12 protein-coding genes and 5 tRNA genes are annotated in these 16,634 nt (G+C 59.3%); 14 read left to right on the top strand and 3 right to left on the bottom strand.

Annotation, left to right across the window (positions count from 1 at the left end):
• Positions 1 to 13: 13 nt before the first annotated feature.
• Genes ACWGXF_RS08635 through ACWGXF_RS08625 form a run of 3 tightly spaced genes read right to left on the bottom strand, consistent with a single transcriptional unit; the run spans position 14 to position 5,939 of the window.
• Positions 14 to 1,447, bottom strand: a complete 1,434-nt coding sequence (locus ACWGXF_RS08635; RefSeq protein ID WP_012836785.1) for an efflux transporter outer membrane subunit — start codon at positions 1,445 to 1,447, stop codon at positions 14 to 16.
• Entirely contained in the window at positions 1,440 to 4,619 is a 3,180-nt protein-coding gene (locus ACWGXF_RS08630; protein WP_012836786.1) for an efflux RND transporter permease subunit, read from the bottom strand. Before ACWGXF_RS08630 ends, ACWGXF_RS08635 begins: the two co-directional genes overlap by 8 nt.
• A 12-nt stretch (positions 4,620 to 4,631) precedes the next feature.
• Positions 4,632 to 5,939 carry an efflux RND transporter periplasmic adaptor subunit gene (locus tag ACWGXF_RS08625; RefSeq protein WP_051517631.1) on the bottom strand — a complete coding sequence of 436 codons (1,308 nt, stop codon included), beginning with the start codon at positions 5,937 to 5,939 and terminating at the stop codon, positions 4,632 to 4,634.
• A 227-nt stretch (positions 5,940 to 6,166) separates the two neighbouring features.
• Between ACWGXF_RS08625 and ACWGXF_RS08620 the strand changes: the two genes are divergently transcribed.
• The 14 genes from ACWGXF_RS08620 to rpoB all read left to right on the top strand — a co-directional run bounded on the left by ACWGXF_RS08620 (position 6,167) and on the right by rpoB (position 16,567).
• Positions 6,167 to 6,787: a TetR family transcriptional regulator gene (locus ACWGXF_RS08620; protein ID WP_012836788.1), complete on the top strand. Its 621-nt coding sequence runs from the start codon at positions 6,167 to 6,169 to the stop codon at positions 6,785 to 6,787.
• 74 nt (positions 6,788 to 6,861) lie between these two features.
• Positions 6,862 to 6,937 (top strand) — tRNA-Arg (locus ACWGXF_RS08615).
• Positions 6,938 to 7,017: 80 nt separating this feature from the next.
• Positions 7,018 to 7,103 (top strand) — tRNA-Tyr (locus tag ACWGXF_RS08610).
• Between the two features lie 58 nt (positions 7,104 to 7,161).
• Positions 7,162 to 7,235, top strand: a tRNA-Gly gene (locus tag ACWGXF_RS08605).
• A gap of 43 nt (positions 7,236 to 7,278) precedes the next feature.
• A tRNA-Thr gene (locus ACWGXF_RS08600) sits at positions 7,279 to 7,353 on the top strand.
• A 75-nt stretch (positions 7,354 to 7,428) separates the two neighbouring features.
• Entirely contained in the window at positions 7,429 to 8,619 is a 1,191-nt protein-coding gene (tuf, locus tag ACWGXF_RS08595; protein ID WP_012836789.1) for an elongation factor Tu, read from the top strand.
• A gap of 9 nt (positions 8,620 to 8,628) precedes the next feature.
• A tRNA-Trp gene (locus tag ACWGXF_RS08590) sits at positions 8,629 to 8,704 on the top strand.
• Positions 8,705 to 8,791: 87 nt separating this feature from the next.
• A complete protein-coding gene (gene secE, locus ACWGXF_RS08585) occupies positions 8,792 to 9,175 on the top strand; it encodes a preprotein translocase subunit SecE (RefSeq protein ID WP_012836790.1) in 384 nt (127 codons plus the stop codon).
• Complete coding sequence (gene nusG / locus ACWGXF_RS08580; protein WP_003065695.1) at positions 9,175 to 9,762, top strand: transcription termination/antitermination protein NusG; 588 nt, start codon at positions 9,175 to 9,177, stop codon at positions 9,760 to 9,762. The genes secE and nusG overlap by 1 nt, the downstream gene beginning before the upstream one ends.
• Positions 9,763 to 9,887: 125 nt before the next feature.
• Positions 9,888 to 10,319 (top strand): 50S ribosomal protein L11, encoded by a 432-nt coding sequence (rplK, locus tag ACWGXF_RS08575; RefSeq protein ID WP_003059339.1) that lies wholly within the window; start codon positions 9,888 to 9,890, stop codon positions 10,317 to 10,319.
• A complete protein-coding gene (gene rplA, locus ACWGXF_RS08570; protein WP_003065693.1) occupies positions 10,320 to 11,015 on the top strand; it encodes a 50S ribosomal protein L1 in 696 nt (231 codons plus the stop codon).
• A 226-nt stretch (positions 11,016 to 11,241) separates the two neighbouring features.
• Positions 11,242 to 11,766 carry a 50S ribosomal protein L10 gene (gene rplJ / locus ACWGXF_RS08565; protein ID WP_003065692.1) on the top strand — a complete coding sequence of 175 codons (525 nt, stop codon included), beginning with the start codon at positions 11,242 to 11,244 and terminating at the stop codon, positions 11,764 to 11,766.
• Positions 11,767 to 11,802: 36 nt separating this feature from the next.
• The gene (gene rplL / locus ACWGXF_RS08560) at positions 11,803 to 12,180 is read left to right on the top strand and encodes a 50S ribosomal protein L7/L12 (RefSeq protein ID WP_003065690.1); all 378 of its coding nucleotides are present in this window, start codon (positions 11,803 to 11,805) and stop codon (positions 12,178 to 12,180) included.
• Between the two features lie 274 nt (positions 12,181 to 12,454).
• The gene (gene rpoB / locus ACWGXF_RS08555) at positions 12,455 to 16,567 is read left to right on the top strand and encodes a DNA-directed RNA polymerase subunit beta (RefSeq protein ID WP_003065687.1); all 4,113 of its coding nucleotides are present in this window, start codon (positions 12,455 to 12,457) and stop codon (positions 16,565 to 16,567) included.
• Positions 16,568 to 16,634 lie beyond the last annotated feature (67 nt).

The following is a 16,634-nucleotide window of genomic DNA, read 5'->3' as shown; positions in this document are numbered from 1 at the left end:
AAACTTGGCCCGATTACTGGGCTGTAGTTGCTGCCGCAGGGTTGTCGCTGGCGCTTGCCTGCGTCCAGCCGCCGCCCAGCACCTTGTAGAGATTGACCTGGTTTTGCAGCTGTGCCAGGCGGACCTGAACCACGGACTGCTCCAGTGCAAACAGTGAACGCTGCGCATCCAGCAGATCCAGGTAGCTGGCCACACCGTTGGTGTAGCGCAGGTCCGACAGCTTGTAGCGAACCTGCTCTGCCTCCAGCTGACGCGATTGGGCATCGAGCTGATCCTTGAGTGCTTGGCGATTCACCAAGGTGTCGGACACCTCGCGGAAGGCCGACTGGATGGAGCCTTCGTATTGAGCCACGGCAATCTTTTGGCTGGCTTCTGCAACCTGCAGATTGGCGCGATTGCGGCCTGCATTGAAGATGGGAAGATACAGCGAAGGCGCAATCGTGAACGCCGCAGAGTCCGACTTGAGCAGATCGGAGATGTCGGAGCTTGCGAAACCAGCCGAGGCGGTCAGGGAGATGTTCGGGAAGAACAGCGCACGTGCCGCACCAATGCTGGCATTGGCGGCGATCATGCTTTGCTCTGCCTGGCGGATGTCGGGCCGGCGCAGAAGCAGGTCAGAAGGCAGGCCCGAAGGCACATCGGCCAGGGCTGGCAGATCGCGCAGTTGCTTGCCTTGCATGCTGGTCAGCAGATCGGCAGGCAGGGTCTGACCCACGAGCAGGGTCAGGGCGTTGACGTCGCGCTCGCGCTGACCGGCTTGCTGGGCCAGCGTGGCGCGTGCGCTTTCGGTCAACGACTGAGCCTGGCGGTAGTCCAGCTCGGAAGCGACACCGGAGTCCAGTCGCAGCTTGGTCAGCTTGATGGACTGCTCACGTGTGCCCAGGGTACGACGGGAAATGGCCAGCAACTCCTCGTCAGCCTGCAGGTTCAGCCAGGTGTTGGCGACCGTTGCAATCAGACTGATCTGGGCCGCTTTGCGGCCTTCCTCGGTCGCCAGATACTGGGCTAGAGCTTGCTGCTTGAGGCTGCCGATGCGCCCCCAGAAATCAATCTCCCAGCTGGGCATGGAAAGGCCCACCATGTACGAGTTGGCATAGCGGCCCGTGGTGGCGCTGGGCTGGCGGCTGGCGCTGCCTGCGACACCGAATTCCGGGAACTGGCCGGCACGCTGGATCTGGTACTGAGCCTGTGCCTTTTCGATGTTGAGCACGGCCACACGCAGGTCGCGGTTGTTTTCCAGCGCGAGCTGGATCACCTGCTGCAGGCGAGGGTCCGTGTAGAACTGCTGCCAGGGGATGTCGGCAGCCGCCGTGGCGCCAGCCTGCTCGTCGGTGGCCGAGTAGTGCTCGGCCACCGGAGCTGCAGGGCGCTCCAGCGTGGGGATGAAGGAGCAGCCGCTGGCCAGCAGCGCGCCGGCCAGTGCTACGGGTAGCAAGGTTTTATTCATGTTGCGAGCCTCCCTGTGCTGCAGAAGTTGCCGCCGGGGGAGTGGCGTTGGAGTCCTGCTTGGACTTCTTGCCAAACAGATTGAACACGGCCACAAAGAACACGGGCACCAGGAACACGGAGATCGGCGTGCCGATCACCATGCCCCAGAACACGCCGGTGCCGATCTCCTTCTGGCTGGCAGCGCTGGCGCCGGAGGCGATGTACAGCGGCACCACGCCCAGAATAAAGGCCAGCGAGGTCATCAGAATGGGACGGAAACGCAGATGACCGGCTTCCAGCGCGGCCTCCAGCGCGCTCTTGCCTTCAGCATGCAGGTCCTTGGCGAACTCCACGATCAGAATGGCGTTCTTGGCCGACAGACCGATCACCGTGATCAGCGCCACCTGGAAGTAGATGTCGTTGGGCATGCTGCGCATCAGCATGCCGGCCACGGCGCCGAACACGCCCAGAGGCACGACCAGCAGCACGGACAGCGGGATGCTCCAGCTTTCATACAGTGCGGCCAGACACAGGAACACGGCCAGGATGGAGAACGCATACAGCAGCATGGCCGAGGAGCCCGCCTTTTTCTCGTCCAGAGACTGGCCGGTCCACTCGTAGCCGAAGCCGTCGGGCAGTTCCTGGGCCAGCTTTTCCATTTCCTTCATGGCATCACCGCTGGTAAAGCCGGGCTTGGCCTGACCGGTGATGCTCATGGAGGGGTAGCCGTTGTAGCGTGTCAGCTGCATGGGGCCGCTGATCCACTTGGCGCTGACCATGGTGGAAAGCTCCACCAGCTGGCCTTGCGCGTTGGGCACCGTCAGGCGCATCACGTCCTCGGGCTGCATGCGACGAGCCGCATCGGCCTGGATGGTCACACGCTGCATGAAACCGTTGTTGGGGAAGTCCGTGGAGTTGGACGAACCCAGAGCGGTCGCCAGAGTGGTGGCCAGATCGCCCATGCTCACGCGTTGGGCATAGACCGCATCGCGGTTGATATCGACCTGCCATTGAGGGGCGTCATCCACGCCATCAAAGCGCACGCCGGCCAGAACCGGGCTCTGGTTGGCCTTGGCAACCAGCTGGTTGCGGGCTGCCAGCAAGGCTGCATGACCCTTGCTGCCACGATCCTGCAGGCGGAAGGTGAAGCCATCGCTATTGCCCAGTTCCGAGATGGATGGAGGCACCAGGGTAAAGATGAAGCCATCGCGCAGCGCTGACATGGCGCCCTTGGCTCGGTCGGCGAAAGACTTGGCGTCCGAGCCTGGCGCTGTGCGCTCGGACCAGTCCTTGAGCGTGGTGAATGCCAGACCCACGTTCTGGCCCTGGCCCATGAAGCTGAAGCCCAGAATGCTCACGATGTGATCGACTTCGGGCTGGCTCAGCACAAACTTTTCCAGCTCGGCAACGGTCTTGCTCGTGCGTTCCAGGCTGGCGCCGGGAGGCAGTTGCGTCAGCGAGATGACATAGCCCTGGTCTTCCGTTGGCAGGAAGGCCGTAGGCAGTCGCATGAACATGAAGACCACGCCGGCAATCACCAGCAGATAGACGATAAAGGCTTGAGCGGAGCGCTTGACCACGCCGGAGAGTGCGGAAGAGTAGCGCTTCGTGCCTGCGTCAAACTTGCGGTTGAACCAGTTGTAGAACGGGCCGAGCAAGCCGGTCTTCTTGTCGTGCGCGTGGCCCTTGGGAATGGGCTTGAGCATGGTGGCGCAAAGCGCAGGCGTCAGCGTCAGCGCAAAGAAGCCCGAGAAGAAGATCGAGATGGCCATCACCAGCGAGAACTGGCGATAGATGTTGCCGGTCGCGCCGGAGAACATGGCCAAGGGCAGGAACACCGTCACCAGAATCACGGTGATGCCGACCACGGCGCCCTGGATCTGGCCCATGGCCTTGATGGTGGCTTCCTTGGGAGGAAGGCCTTCCTCGGCCATGATGCGCTCGACGTTTTCCACCACCACGATGGCATCGTCCACCACGATACCGATCACCAGCACCATGGCGAACATGGCCAGAATATTGATGGTCAGGCCGGCCACCAGCATCACGGCAAACGTGCCGAGCAGCGCGATAGGCACCACGATGGTGGGGATCAGGGTGTAGCGGATGTTCTGCAGGAAGATCAGCATCACGATGAACACCAGCACGATGGCTTCAAGCAGCGTGTGCACCACCTTTTCGATGGAAATCTTCACGAACTTGGAGGTGTCGTAGGGCGAGGACCACTTCACACCGGCAGGCAGGAAAGGCTCCATCTCGGCCATCTTGGCCTTGACCAGCTTGGCGGTCGCCATGGCGTTGGCCGTCGAGGTCAGCTGCACGGCCATGGCCACGGCGGGCTTGCCGTCCAGGCGGGACTCGAAGGCATAGCTCTCGATGCCCAGCTCGATGCGGGCCACATCCTTGAGGCGCACGGTGGAGCCGTCGGAGTTGGAGCGCAGCACCACTTCGCCGAATTCCTCGGGCGTGGTCAACTGGCCGGGCACCACGATCGTGGCCGTGGTCGTGGTGCCGGGTGTGCTGGGCAGGTTGCCCAGGGCGCCACCGGAGATCTGCTGGTTCTGCGCGGCAATCGCTGCGTTGACCGATGCAATCGACAGACCGAAGCCCTGGAGCTTGGCAGGATCCACCCAGACGCGCATGGCACGACCCGATGCGAACAGCTGTGCCTTGCCCACGCCGTCCAGACGCTGGATTTCAGGCACCACATTGCGGTTCACATAGTCGGCGATGTCGTCACGCGAGGTCTCCCCGGACTCGGCCTGGAAGGCCAGAATCATCAGGAAGTTGCTCATGGACTTGTCCACGCGCACGCCCAGGGCCTGAACCACCTGGGGCAGGCGAGGCAACACGCGCGAGAGGCGGTTTTGCACGTCCACCTGCGCCAGATCGGGGTTGGTGCCCGGAGCAAAGGTGACGGTCAGAGTGCCTTGACCGCCCGCAGGGGCGGAGGCTTCCATATACATCAGACCTTGCGCGCCGTTGATTTCGCGCTCGATCAGTTGCAGAACGGAGTCCGTCATGGTTTGTGACGTGGCGCCCGGGTAGGTCGCTGTCACGTTGATGGTCGGAGGTGCGACCGATGGGAACTGTGCCACCGGTAGCTTGGTGATGGAGATCACGCCCGCAATGATCACGAAAATCGCGATCACCCAGGCAAAGATCGGTCTGTGGATGAAAAACTTTGACATGGATCGTGCCTGTTACTTGGCTGCCTGGCCTTCGCCAGCACCTTCGGCTGGTGTGGCGGCTTTCTCTTGCGCAGGTGCGGCGGGGGCCGCAGCAGAGGGTTGTGCTGGTGCGCCGGCAGCCGCATTGTTGATCTCGACGGGCTTGACCTTCTTGGCCCCCATGCCCACCTTGATCAGGCCGTCCACCATGACTTTTTCTCCCGCTTTCAGGCCGGATGTGACGACCCAGTTATTGCCACTGGACTGACTGATCTGAACGGGGCGCGGTGCCACGGAGCCATCCTCGGCCACGATCATGACGAAGTTGCCCTTTTCGTTGCGGGTCACGGCTTGTTGCGGAATCAGCGCGGCATTCTCGACCTGGGCCTGCTCCAGGTGCACGCGCACATAAGTGCCGGGCAGCAGCAGTCCGTCGGGATTGGGCAACTCCGCGCGCACGCTGACCTGGCCGGTAGTCGGGTCCACGGTCAGGTCGGTGAACAGCAGCTTGCCGGTGTGTGCGTACTCCTTGCCATCGTCCAAATAGACGTGGACCCGCGCGGCGTTGTCACCTACCTTTGCTAACTTGCCGGAACTGAGCGCTTCGCGCATGCGCATGATGTCGGAAGAGGACTGGGTCAGGTTCACGTACAGCGGGTTGACCTGCTGAATGGTCGCCAGCTGCGTGGCTTCGCCCTGGCCGACCAGAGCGCCTTCCGTCACCAGGGCGCGGCCGATGCGTCCGGAGATGGGGGCGGTCACGCTGGCATAGCCCAGGTTGACATTGGCATTGGTGACAGCCGCCTTGCCTGCCGCAACTTGTGCCAGTGCCGCCTTTTCGTTGGCAATGGCGGTGTCGTACTCCTGCTTGCTGATGGCATTGGCTTCCACCAGGGGCTTGTAGCGGCGTGCGGTGGCAGATGCCTGAGCGAGATTGGCTTCGGCCTGTGCCAGGGTTGCCTGAGCGCTCTGCAGGTTGGCTTTGTACGGGGTGTTGTCAATCTGGAACAGGGCTTGGCCAGCCTTGACATCCGAGCCTTCCTGGAACAGGCGCTTTTGCACGATGCCGGCAGCGCGCGCGCGAACCTGAGCGATGCGCGATGGCTCCAGGCGGCCTGGCAGATCGGAGATCAAAGGCACGTTCTGCATGGATACCGTCACCACACCAACTTCGGGTGGCTGTGCCTGAGCGGCTGCTTGTGCTTTTTGAGCTTCCGCGTTTTTGTCACTGCATGCGACTAGGCCCAGTGCAGCAGCCAAGCTCAGGCCTATGACCATGGAGCGGGTGCCGGATGCGGCTGAATGGGACTGATTGTCGGGAGCCTGGTTTGCTTCATACATCGGGTGCATGAACGTCCTTCCGGTTGACATTGTGAAAACGAGAAAAGAGCGCTGTCCGCAGTGGAGCGCTCATTCGGGTGGAAACCCTAGATGGTTTCCTGCATATCGGTGCTAGGGAAATTATACATACATGCATAAATGTATAATTGCAAACGCTGCGTAAAGCAGCTGAGAAATGGCTTTTCTCGCGGCGAGCTATCGCCGGCGATTGATGGAGAGGGTGAGTGATGGCTCGAAGAACCAAGGCTGAAGCGGATGAGACGCGCACCAAGCTGCTGGATGCGGCTGAAGAGGTGTTTTTCGAGAAAGGTGTATCTCGAACCTCTCTGGGCGATATCGCCCAGCGTGCAGGGGCGACACGCGGAGCGGTGTACTGGCACTTCAAGGACAAGATGGATGTCTTTGTTTCCATGCTTGGGCGCATATGCCTGCCTTTCGAAGAAATCTGTGACGACAGGTATGGTGACCTGTTGCCGCTAGAGCGCATTCGTCACTCCATCCTGTGTGTGTTCGAGAGCTTGGACGAGGATGAGCGCAGACGCAAGGTGTTTGAAACGGCGCTATTCAAAATGGAATACGTGGGCGAACTGGCTGATGTGCGTTTGCAGCATATAGAAAGTTCAGGCTTTGCTCGGGAAAAATTTGCGCACGACCTGGCGGCTGCGGCACAGGGGCAGTCCGTGCGGTTGTCGGTATCCCCGGAAGAGGCTGCCCTCGGTTTGCACTCTCTTTTTGTGGGTCTTATACATGGTTGGGTATTGACGGAAGGGAGTTTCTCATTGGTCAAGGTCGGTTCGATGTCGGTGGATGTCTACTTGTCTGGTTTGGGATTTCAGGTGAATTTGTGATTTGGGTGTCCAAACCCGTGCAATAATTGCGGCTGTTGAATTGTTGTTGGCCGTGCGAGCGGCCTGACGGATTCGCGGCTGTAGCTCAGTGGATAGAGTATTGGCCTCCGAAGCCAAGGGTCGTGGGTTCGATCCCCGCCAGCCGCGCCAGCATCGATCTTCGGTAAGAAAAAAGAAATTTCAAAATTTCTTTTTAAGCTGGAAATAGATGCTACAATTCAAGTCTCTTCGGAGGGGTGGCCGAGTGGTTAAAGGCAGCAGACTGTAAATCTGCCCGCTAACGCGTACACAGGTTCGAATCCTGTCCCCTCCACCAGCAATGGTTGAGAAGAGCGATTGCTAGAAATAGCAGTCACGTGCAGTAGTAAATCTGTGCGGGAGTAGTTCAATGGTAGAACCCTAGCCTTCCAAGCTAATGACGCGGGTTCGATTCCCGTCTCCCGCTCCAGTTTGCGAGCAAAGATTTTAGAAGTTGTTTTTGCAGCTTCTTTGCCCATGTGGCTCAGTGGTAGAGCACTCCCTTGGTAAGGGAGAGGTCGCGGGTCCGATTCCCGCCATGGGCACCATTTTCTGGTGCGCTCGCTTGATAGGGTTGCGCCGAAATCCTCTTGCAGTGAATTAATTTTTTCGGAGTCGGAAAAATGGCAAAAGAAAAATTCGAGCGCACCAAGCCCCACGTGAACGTGGGCACCATCGGTCACGTTGACCACGGCAAGACCACCCTGACTGCTGCTATCGCTACCGTGCTGTCCAAGCACTTCGGCGGTGAAGCCAAGGATTACTCGCAGATCGACAACGCCCCTGAAGAAAAGGCTCGTGGTATCACGATCAACACTTCGCACGTTGAGTACGAAACTGCCAACCGCCACTATGCTCACGTGGACTGCCCCGGCCACGCTGACTATGTGAAGAACATGATCACTGGTGCCGCTCAGATGGACGGCGCTATCCTGGTTTGCTCCGCTGCTGACGGCCCCATGCCCCAGACTCGCGAGCACATCCTGCTGTCGCGTCAGGTGGGCGTGCCCTACATCATCGTGTTCCTGAACAAGGCCGACATGGTGGACGACGAAGAACTGCTGGAACTGGTCGAAATGGAAGTGCGCGAGCTGCTGTCCAAGTACGACTTCCCCGGTGACGACACCCCCATCATCCGCGGCTCCGCCAAGCTGGCCCTGGAAGGTGACCAGTCCGACAAGGGCGAGCCTGCCATCCTGAAGCTGGCCGAAGCTCTGGACACCTACATCCCCACTCCCGAGCGTGCTGTTGACGGCGCCTTCGTGATGCCCGTGGAAGACGTGTTCTCCATCTCCGGTCGTGGTACCGTGGTGACCGGCCGTATCGAGCGCGGTATCGTCAAGGTCGGCGAAGAAATCGAAATCGTCGGTATCAAGGACACCGTCAAGACCACCGTCACCGGCGTGGAAATGTTCCGCAAGCTGCTGGACCAAGGTCAAGCTGGCGACAACGTGGGTCTGCTGCTGCGCGGCACCAAGCGTGAAGACGTGGAACGCGGCCAAGTGCTGTGCAAGCCCGGCTCCATCAAGCCCCACACCAACTTCACTGCTGAAGTTTACGTGCTGTCGAAGGACGAAGGCGGTCGCCACACTCCCTTCTTCAACAACTACCGTCCCCAGTTCTACTTCCGTACAACTGACGTGACCGGCTCCATCGAACTGCCCGAAGGCAAGGAAATGGTGATGCCTGGCGATAACGTGTCGATCACTGTGAAGCTGATCTCCCCCATCGCCATGGAAGAAGGTCTGCGCTTCGCTATCCGCGAAGGTGGTCGTACTGTGGGCGCCGGTGTGGTTGCCACGATCATTGCATAATTGATTTGTAGGGGTATAGCTCAATTGGCAGAGCGTCGGTCTCCAAAACCGAAGGTTGTAGGTTCGATTCCTACTGCCCCTGCCACCTCTTAATGGTGGAATCAACAAGAGCCCGCCTTTGGCGGGCTTTTGTGTCTTGAAATTGCACATTTTTGTGCATTTGAAACAAAATATGGCCACTACTCAGGTTGAAACAGTCAGCTCTGCTGCTGACAAAGCAAAATTAGCCGCTGTTGCGGCTTTAGTTGTTGCTTCTATTGCTGGCTTTTATCTGTTGAGCAAGCAAGGTGCGCTGGTTCAGTGGGCGGCTCTGATTGTCGGCCTGGTGCTGGCTGCTGGCGTGTTTCTGATCTCTGAGCCGGGCAAGCGCTTCATTGGCTTTGCTCGTGATGCTTGGCGTGAGGTGAAGAAGGTGGTCTGGCCCACCCGCAAGGAAACCATGCAGATGACACTGTATGTCTTTGCGTTTGTGGTGGTGATGGCCTTGTTCTTGTGGTTCACCGATAAGACGCTTGAATGGGTCTTGTACGACTTGATTTTGGGCTGGAGGAAGTAATGGCTGATGCAGTCGAAACAGATGTGAATGGTGGAGCAGCGGGACCCGCCAATCCCGATCTGCGCTGGTATATCGTCCATGCCTATTCGGGTATGGAGAAAGCTGTCGAGCGCAATATTGCGGAGCGTATTGCTCGCTCGGACATGCAGTCCAAGTTTGGCCGCATCCTGGTGCCTTCCGAAGAAGTGGTGGAAATGCGCAACGGTACTCGCCGCACCACAGAGCGCCGCCTGTTCCCCGGTTATGTGTTCGTCGAAATGGTGATGGATGACGATACCTGGCACCTGGTGAAGCACACCAGCAAGGTGACCGGTTTCGTTGGCGGTGCCAAGAACCGTCCTGCCCCCATTTCTGAAGAGGAAGTTCGCAAGATCGTCGACCAGATGCAGGAGGGCACCGAAAAGCCCCGCCACAAGGTCGAGTTCATGGTCGGCGAAATGGTTCGTGTCAAGGAAGGTCCGTTCGCGGACTTCAATGGCTCCGTCGAGGAAGTCAACTACGAAAAGAACCGTCTGCGTGTCTCGGTCACCATCTTTGGCCGCGCGACTCCTGTGGAATTGGAATTCTCTCAAGTTGAGAAAACTTGAGATTCGCAATAGAATCTAGGGCTTCGCATTTTTTGACTCGATGCGAAGCTTTTTTGTAGAGTCAGCAACCTCGGGGAGCTGTTTGCAGATATTGCAAATGGCGCTATACCCGTAAGGAGCTCAACATGGCGAAAAAAATCGTCGGCTTCATCAAGCTGCAAGTGCCAGCTGGTAAGGCCAATCCTTCTCCTCCCATTGGTCCTGCGCTGGGTCAGCGCGGCCTCAACATCATGGAATTCTGCAAGGCGTTCAACGCCCAGACCCAAGGTGTCGAGCCCGGCCTGCCTCTGCCCGTGGTGATCACGGCTTTTGCTGACAAGAGCTTCACGTTCGTCATCAAGACTCCTCCCGCAACCGTTCTGATCAAGAAGGCAGTGAAGCTGGACAAGGGCTCTTCCAATCCTCTGAAGAACAAGGTTGGCAAGATCACACGTGCTCAGCTGGAAGAAATCGCCAAGACCAAGCTGAAGGACATGAACGCCGCTGACGTTGACGCTGCTGTGCGTACGCTGGCTGGTTCTGCCCGTTCGATGGGCGTGATCGTGGAGGGTGTGTAAATGGCCAAGTTGACCAAGAAGCAAAAAGCTCTCCAGGGCAAGGTTGATTCCAACAAGCTGTACTCTTTCGCTGACGCCGTGGCGCTGGTGAAGGAAGCTGCAACTGCCAAGTTCGATGAATCCATCGACGTGGCCGTGCAACTGGGCGTGGATGCCAAGAAGTCGGACCAAGTGGTGCGTGGCGCCGTGGTGCTGCCTCACGGTACCGGCAAGACTGCTCGCGTGGCTGTGTTCGCACAAGGCGCCAAGGCTGAAGAAGCCAAGGCCGCCGGCGCTGACGTGGTCGGCATGGACGACCTGGCTGCTCAAGTCAAGGCCGGCGACATGCCCTTCGACGTGGTGATCGCTGCTCCCGACGCTATGCGCGTTGTGGGTCAGCTGGGTCAGATCCTGGGCCCCCGCGGCCTGATGCCCAACCCCAAGGTTGGCACCGTGACTCCTGACGTCGCTACGGCCGTGAAGAACGCCAAGGCTGGTCAGGTGCAGTTCCGCGTGGACAAGGCTGGTATCGTGCACGGCACGATCGGTCGCCGTTCGTTCGATGCCGACAAGCTGCAGGGCAACCTGGCTGCTCTGATCGATGCACTGAACAAGGCCAAGCCTGCTTCCAGCAAGGGTCTGTACCTGCGCAAGGTGGCTGTTTCGTCGACCATGGGTGTGGGCGTTCGCGTCGATACACAATCCATCTCGGCGTAATTGCTAGAAATCGTCAGATGAGCTTTGCTCATCTGGTGTGGTGGGCTGCGGGAGTTGTTGCTCCTGCAGGTCATCCAAGACCGTTGGTGTGATTTGATCACTTAATCACGAAGGCCAACGCAGATGGCGATCCCGCTGCAGATGGAAATTTTCCTAAACAGTTGGTCGCTGCAACAAGAGCGTGTATGCAGGGCTTGCCTTGCATATGCATTTGAAGGAGTAGACCTTGAGTCTTAATCGCAGTGAGAAAGAAGCGGTCATCAACGAAGTGACCAGCCTCGCCGCTAAAGCTCAAACGCTTGTGATCGCGGAATACCGTGGCATCACGGTCGCCGACATGACCAAACTGCGTGCCGATGCTCGCAGCAAGGGTGTGAGCCTGAGCGTGTTGAAGAACACCCTGGCCCGCCGTGCTGTTGCCGGTAGCGCGTTTGACGTGGTGGCTGACCAGATGACTGGTCCCCTGATCTATGGCTTCTCTGAAGACGCAGTGGCTGCCGCCAAGGTGGTGGCCGACTTCGCGAAGACCAACGACAAGTTGGTGATTCGCGGTGGCGCGTTCGGAGGCAAGGCCCTGGACATCGACGGCGTTAAGCAACTGGCAAACATCCCCTCCAAGGAAGTACTGCTCGCACAACTGTGCGGCTTGCTCATGTCGCCTATCTCGCGTACAGCCGTTGTGCTGGGCGCTCTGGCGGCCAAGAAGGGCGAAGGCTCTGCCGAAGCGGCAACAGAAACAGCCGCAGCCTGAGTGCTCGGCAAAACCAACCAATTTTAGGAAATCAAAATGGCATTCGATAAAGACGCATTCCTGACCGCCCTGGACAGCATGACTGTTCTGGAACTGAACGACCTGGTCAAGGCTATTGAAGAGAAGTTTGGCGTGTCCGCCGCTGCTATGGCTGCTCCCGCTGCTGGCGGCGCTGCTGGTGGCGCTGCTGCTGCTGAAGAAAAGACCGAGTTCAACGTCGTTCTGACCGACGCTGGCGCTAACAAGGTGTCCGTGATTAAGGCTGTGCGCGAAATCACCGGCCTGGGTCTGAAGGAAGCCAAGGATCTGGTCGACGGCGCTCCCAAGACCGTGAAGGAAGCCGCTCCCAAGGCTGACGCTGAAGCCGCTGTGAAGAAGCTGGTTGAAGCCGGTGCCAAGGCTGAACTGAAGTAATTCAGTGAAATCAAGGGCTGGAGACTCGTAAAAGGGTCTCCAGCCTTTGGCGCTTGTGGAGTGCGCTTAAAGAACACACCAAAAAGCAGGTTTCCTAGGGAGTCTGCTTTTTAGTGTCTTCTGACAATCCGACAGCAGAAGATGCCTTGGTTCGGGCGATGTGCAACGCATCGCCGTCAGCCATGGTTGGTAGTGGCCAACCGCCAAGCCCGCAGGAGAACCCTGTGGGGCAGTCGTCGCAGACCCAGGACTCATGTCTTTGCCCGGAGATCTCATGGCCTATTCTTATACCGAACGCAAGCGAATCCGCAAAAGCTTCGGGAGCCGCGATAGCGTGCTCGAAGTGCCTTATCTGCTGCAGATGCAAAAAGATGCCTATACAGCATTCCTGCAGGCAGATGTAGCCCCCAAAAAACGTACCATTGATGGCCTGCAAGCGGCCTTCAATTCCGCCTTCCCCATCGTCTCCCACAATGGTTTTGTGGAGATGAAGTTTGTCGAGTACAACCTCGCCAAGCCCGCTTTCGACGTGCGTGAATGCCAGACCCGTGGTCTGACCTTCGCCTCCGCTGTCCGCGCCAAGGTACAGCTGATCATCTATGACCGCGAGTCCTCCACGGCTCAGTCCAAGGTGGTCAAGGAAGTGAAGGAACAAGAGGTCTACATGGGCGAAGTGCCCCTGATGACCGACAAGGGTTCGTTCATCATCAACGGTACCGAGCGCGTGATCGTGTCTCAGCTGCACCGTTCGCCTGGCGTGTTCTTCGAGCACGACAAGGGCAAGACCCATAGCTCGGGCAAGCTGCTGTTCTCGGCTCGCATCATTCCTTACCGCGGCTCCTGGCTGGACTTCGAGTTCGACCCCAAGGACCTGCTGTACTTCCGCGTCGACCGTCGCCGCAAGATGCCTGTGTCGATCCTGCTGAAGGCCATCGGCATGACGCCCGAGACCATCCTGGCAACGTTCTTCGTGAACGACAACTTCCGCCTGATGGACAGCGGTGCGCAGATGGAATTCGTGGCCGATCGCCTGAAGGGCGAAGTCGCGCGTTTCGACATCACCGACAAGTCCGGCAAGGTCGTGGTCGCCAAGGACAAGCGCATCACCGCTCGCCACACCCGCGAGCTGGAGCAGTCCGGCACCAAGTTCGTCAGCGTGCCCGAAGACTTCCTGCTGGGTCGTGTGCTGGCCAAGAACATCGTTGATCCCGATACCGGCGAAATCATCGCCAAGGCCAACGAAGAACTGACCGAAGCCCTGCTCAAGAAGCTGCGCAGCGCCGGCGTGCAGGACGTTCAGTGCATCTACACCAACGAACTGGACCAGGGCGCCTACATCTCGCAGACCCTGCGCACCGATGAAACCGTGGACGAGTTCGCTGCCCGCGTTGCCATCTACCGCATGATGCGTCCTGGCGAGCCTCCTACCGAGGACGCCGTGCAGGCCCTGTTCCAGCGCCTGTTCTACAACGCCGACACCTATGATCTGTCGCGCGTGGGCCGCATGAAGTTCAACGCCAAGATCGGCCGCGAAGGCGCGACCGGTCCCATGGTGCTGTCCAACGAAGACATCCTGGCCGTGGTCAAGATCCTAGTGGACCTGCGCAATGGCCGTGGCGAAGTCGACGATATCGACCACCTGGGCAACCGCCGCGTGCGTTGCGTGGGCGAACTGGCCGAAAACCAGTACCGCACCGGTCTGGCGCGTATCGAAAAGGCTGTGAAGGAACGTCTGGGTCAGGCCGAGCAAGAGCCTCTGATGCCCCACGATCTGATCAACTCCAAGCCCATCTCTGCGGCCCTGAAGGAGTTCTTCGGTGCCTCGCAGCTGTCGCAGTTCATGGACCAGACCAACCCTCTGGCAGAAATCACGCACAAGCGTCGTGTTTCCGCCCTGGGCCCAGGCGGTCTGACCCGCGAACGTGCCGGCTTTGAAGTGCGTGACGTGCACGTGACCCACTACGGTCGCGTCTGTCCTATCGAAACGCCTGAAGGTCCCAACATCGGTCTGATCAACTCGCTGGCTCTGTACGCCCGCCTCAACGAGTACGGTTTCATCGAAACCCCGTACCGTCGCGTGGTGGACGGCAAGGTGACGATGGACATCGACTATCTGTCGGCCATCGAAGAAGGCAAGTACGTGATCGCCCAGGCCAACGCCGATCTGGATGCCGAAGGCAATCTGGTAGGCGAGCTGGTGTCGGCCCGTGAAGCCGGTGAATCGACCCTGGTGTCGGCCGAGCGCGTGCAATACATGGACGTGTCGCCTGCGCAGATCGTGTCCGTGGCCGCCTCGCTGATTCCCTTCCTGGAACACGACGACGCGAACCGTGCCTTGATGGGCGCCAACATGTCGCGTCAGGCCGTGCCTGTGCTGCGTCCTGAAAAGCCCATGGTCGGTACCGGCATCGAGCGCGTTGCTGCCGTGGACTCCGGCACCGTGGTCACTGCCAAGCGCGGCGGTATCGTGGACTATGTCGATGCCACCCGCATCGTGATCCGTGTGAACGACGACGAAGCCGTGGCCGGTGAAGTCGGCGTGGACATCTACAACCTGATCAAGTATCAGCGTTCCAACCAGAACACCAACATCCACCAGCGCCCCATCGTCAGCCGTGGCGACAAGCTGGCCAAGGGTGATGTGCTGGCGGACGGCGCTTCGACCGATCTGGGCGAAATCGCCATCGGCCAGAACATGCTGATCGCGTTCATGCCCTGGAACGGCTACAACTACGAAGACTCGGTGATGATCAACGAGCGCATCGTGGCTGACGATCGCTACACCTCGATCCACATCGAAGAGCTGGTGGTGATGGCTCGCGACACCAAGCTGGGTGCCGAAGAAATCACACGCGACATCCCCAACCTGTCCGAGCAGCAACTGAACCGCCTGGACGAGTCCGGCATCATCTACGTGGGCGCCGAAGTGCAACCCGGCGATGTGCTGGTGGGCAAGGTCACACCCAAGGGCGAGACCACGCTGACGCCTGAAGAGAAGCTGCTGCGCGCCATCTTCGGCGAGAAGGCTTCCGACGTGAAGGACACTTCTCTGCGTGTGGATCAGGGCTCGCAAGGTACCGTGATCGACGTGCAGGTGTTCACGCGTGAAGGCATCCAGCGCGACAAGCGTGCCCAGCAGATCATCGACGATGAACTCAAGCGCTTCCGCCTGGACCTGAACGACCAGCTGCGCATTGTTGAAGCCGACGCATTCGACCGTATCGAGAAGCTGCTGACCGGCCGCGTGGCCAACGGCGGTCCTCAGAAGCTGTCCAAGGGCGCCAAGATCGACAAGGCCTATCTGGACGGCGTGGAGAAGTTCCACTGGTTCGACATTCGCCCTGCCGAAGACGATGTGGCCGCTCAGCTGGAGTCCATCAAGAACTCCATCGAGCAGCAGCGTCACACCTTCGACCTGGCGTTCGAAGAAAAGCGCAAGAAGCTCACGCAAGGCGACGAGCTGCCTGCCGGCGTGCTCAAGATGGTCAAGGTCTACCTGGCCGTCAAGCGTCGTCTGCAGCCCGGCGACAAGATGGCCGGCCGTCACGGCAACAAGGGTGTGGTCTCCAAGATCACTCCTGTGGAAGACATGCCTTTCCTGGCCGACGGCACCACTGCCGACATCGTGCTGAACCCGCTGGGCGTGCCTTCGCGTATGAACATCGGTCAGGTGCTGGAAGTGCACTTGGGCTGGGCCGGCAAGGGCCTGGGCCAGCGCATCGGCGACATGCTGCAAAAGGAAGCCCGCGCTGCTGAAGTGCGTGCCTTCCTGGAAGAGATCTACAACCGCAGCGGCCGCAAGGAAGAGCTGTCTCAGCTGGACGACGGCGAAGTCATGTCCATGGCCAAGGAGCTGACCACGGGCGTGCCGTTCGCAACGCCGGTGTTCGACGGTGCTTCCGAAGCCGAAATCAAGGACATGCTGAAGCTGGCCTACCCTGACGACATCGCTGCCGCCAAGGGTCTGACCGAGACACGCACTCAGGCTTATCTGTATGACGGCCGCACCGGCGAGCGCTTCGAGCGTCCGACCACCGTGGGCTATATGCACTACCTGAAGCTGCACCACTTGGTCGACGACAAGATGCACGCCCGCTCCACCGGTCCTTACTCGCTGGTGACGCAACAGCCTCTGGGCGGTAAGGCCCAGTTCGGTGGTCAGCGTTTCGGTGAAATGGAAGTGTGGGCGCTGGAAGCTTACGGCGCCGCCTATGTGCTGCAGGAAATGCTGACTGTGAAGTCCGACGACGTGGTCGGTCGTACCAAGGTGTACGAGTCCATCGTCAAGGGCGAGCACTCGATCGAAGCGGGCATGCCCGAATCGTTCAACGTGCTGGTCAAGGAAATCCGCTCTCTGGGCTTGGACATCGAGCTCGAACGTTCTTAAGCCCTATTAAACAGAGAGCTGCAACCGCTTTAAAACAAAGGATTTGCGCTTGGTTCGTTGCTGAAAC

Source organism: Comamonas sp. HJ-2 (assembly GCF_053615495.1).
The sequence above is the reverse complement of the archived record's forward strand: the minus strand, read 5'-3'. Positions and strand labels throughout refer to the sequence as shown.

Bases quoted from the DNA above. Each gene is read 5' to 3' on its own strand.
- ACWGXF_RS08625 (WP_051517631.1), bottom strand. From the start codon at position 5,939: ATGTATGAAGCAAACCAGGCTCCCGACAATCAGTCCCATTCAGCCGCA.
- ACWGXF_RS08620 (WP_012836788.1), top strand. From the start codon at position 6,167: ATGGCTCGAAGAACCAAGGCTGAAGCGGATGAGACGCGCACCAAGCTG.
- nusG (WP_003065695.1), top strand. From the start codon at position 9,175: ATGGCTGATGCAGTCGAAACAGATGTGAATGGTGGAGCAGCGGGACCC.
- rplA (WP_003065693.1), top strand. From the start codon at position 10,320: ATGGCCAAGTTGACCAAGAAGCAAAAAGCTCTCCAGGGCAAGGTTGAT.
- ACWGXF_RS08635 (WP_012836785.1), bottom strand. From the start codon at position 1,447: ATGAATAAAACCTTGCTACCCGTAGCACTGGCCGGCGCGCTGCTGGCC.
- ACWGXF_RS08630 (WP_012836786.1), bottom strand. From the start codon at position 4,619: ATGTCAAAGTTTTTCATCCACAGACCGATCTTTGCCTGGGTGATCGCG.
- secE (WP_012836790.1), top strand. From the start codon at position 8,792: ATGGCCACTACTCAGGTTGAAACAGTCAGCTCTGCTGCTGACAAAGCA.
- rpoB (WP_003065687.1), top strand. From the start codon at position 12,455: ATGGCCTATTCTTATACCGAACGCAAGCGAATCCGCAAAAGCTTCGGG.
- rplL (WP_003065690.1), top strand. From the start codon at position 11,803: ATGGCATTCGATAAAGACGCATTCCTGACCGCCCTGGACAGCATGACT.
- tuf (WP_012836789.1), top strand. From the start codon at position 7,429: ATGGCAAAAGAAAAATTCGAGCGCACCAAGCCCCACGTGAACGTGGGC.
- rplK (WP_003059339.1), top strand. From the start codon at position 9,888: ATGGCGAAAAAAATCGTCGGCTTCATCAAGCTGCAAGTGCCAGCTGGT.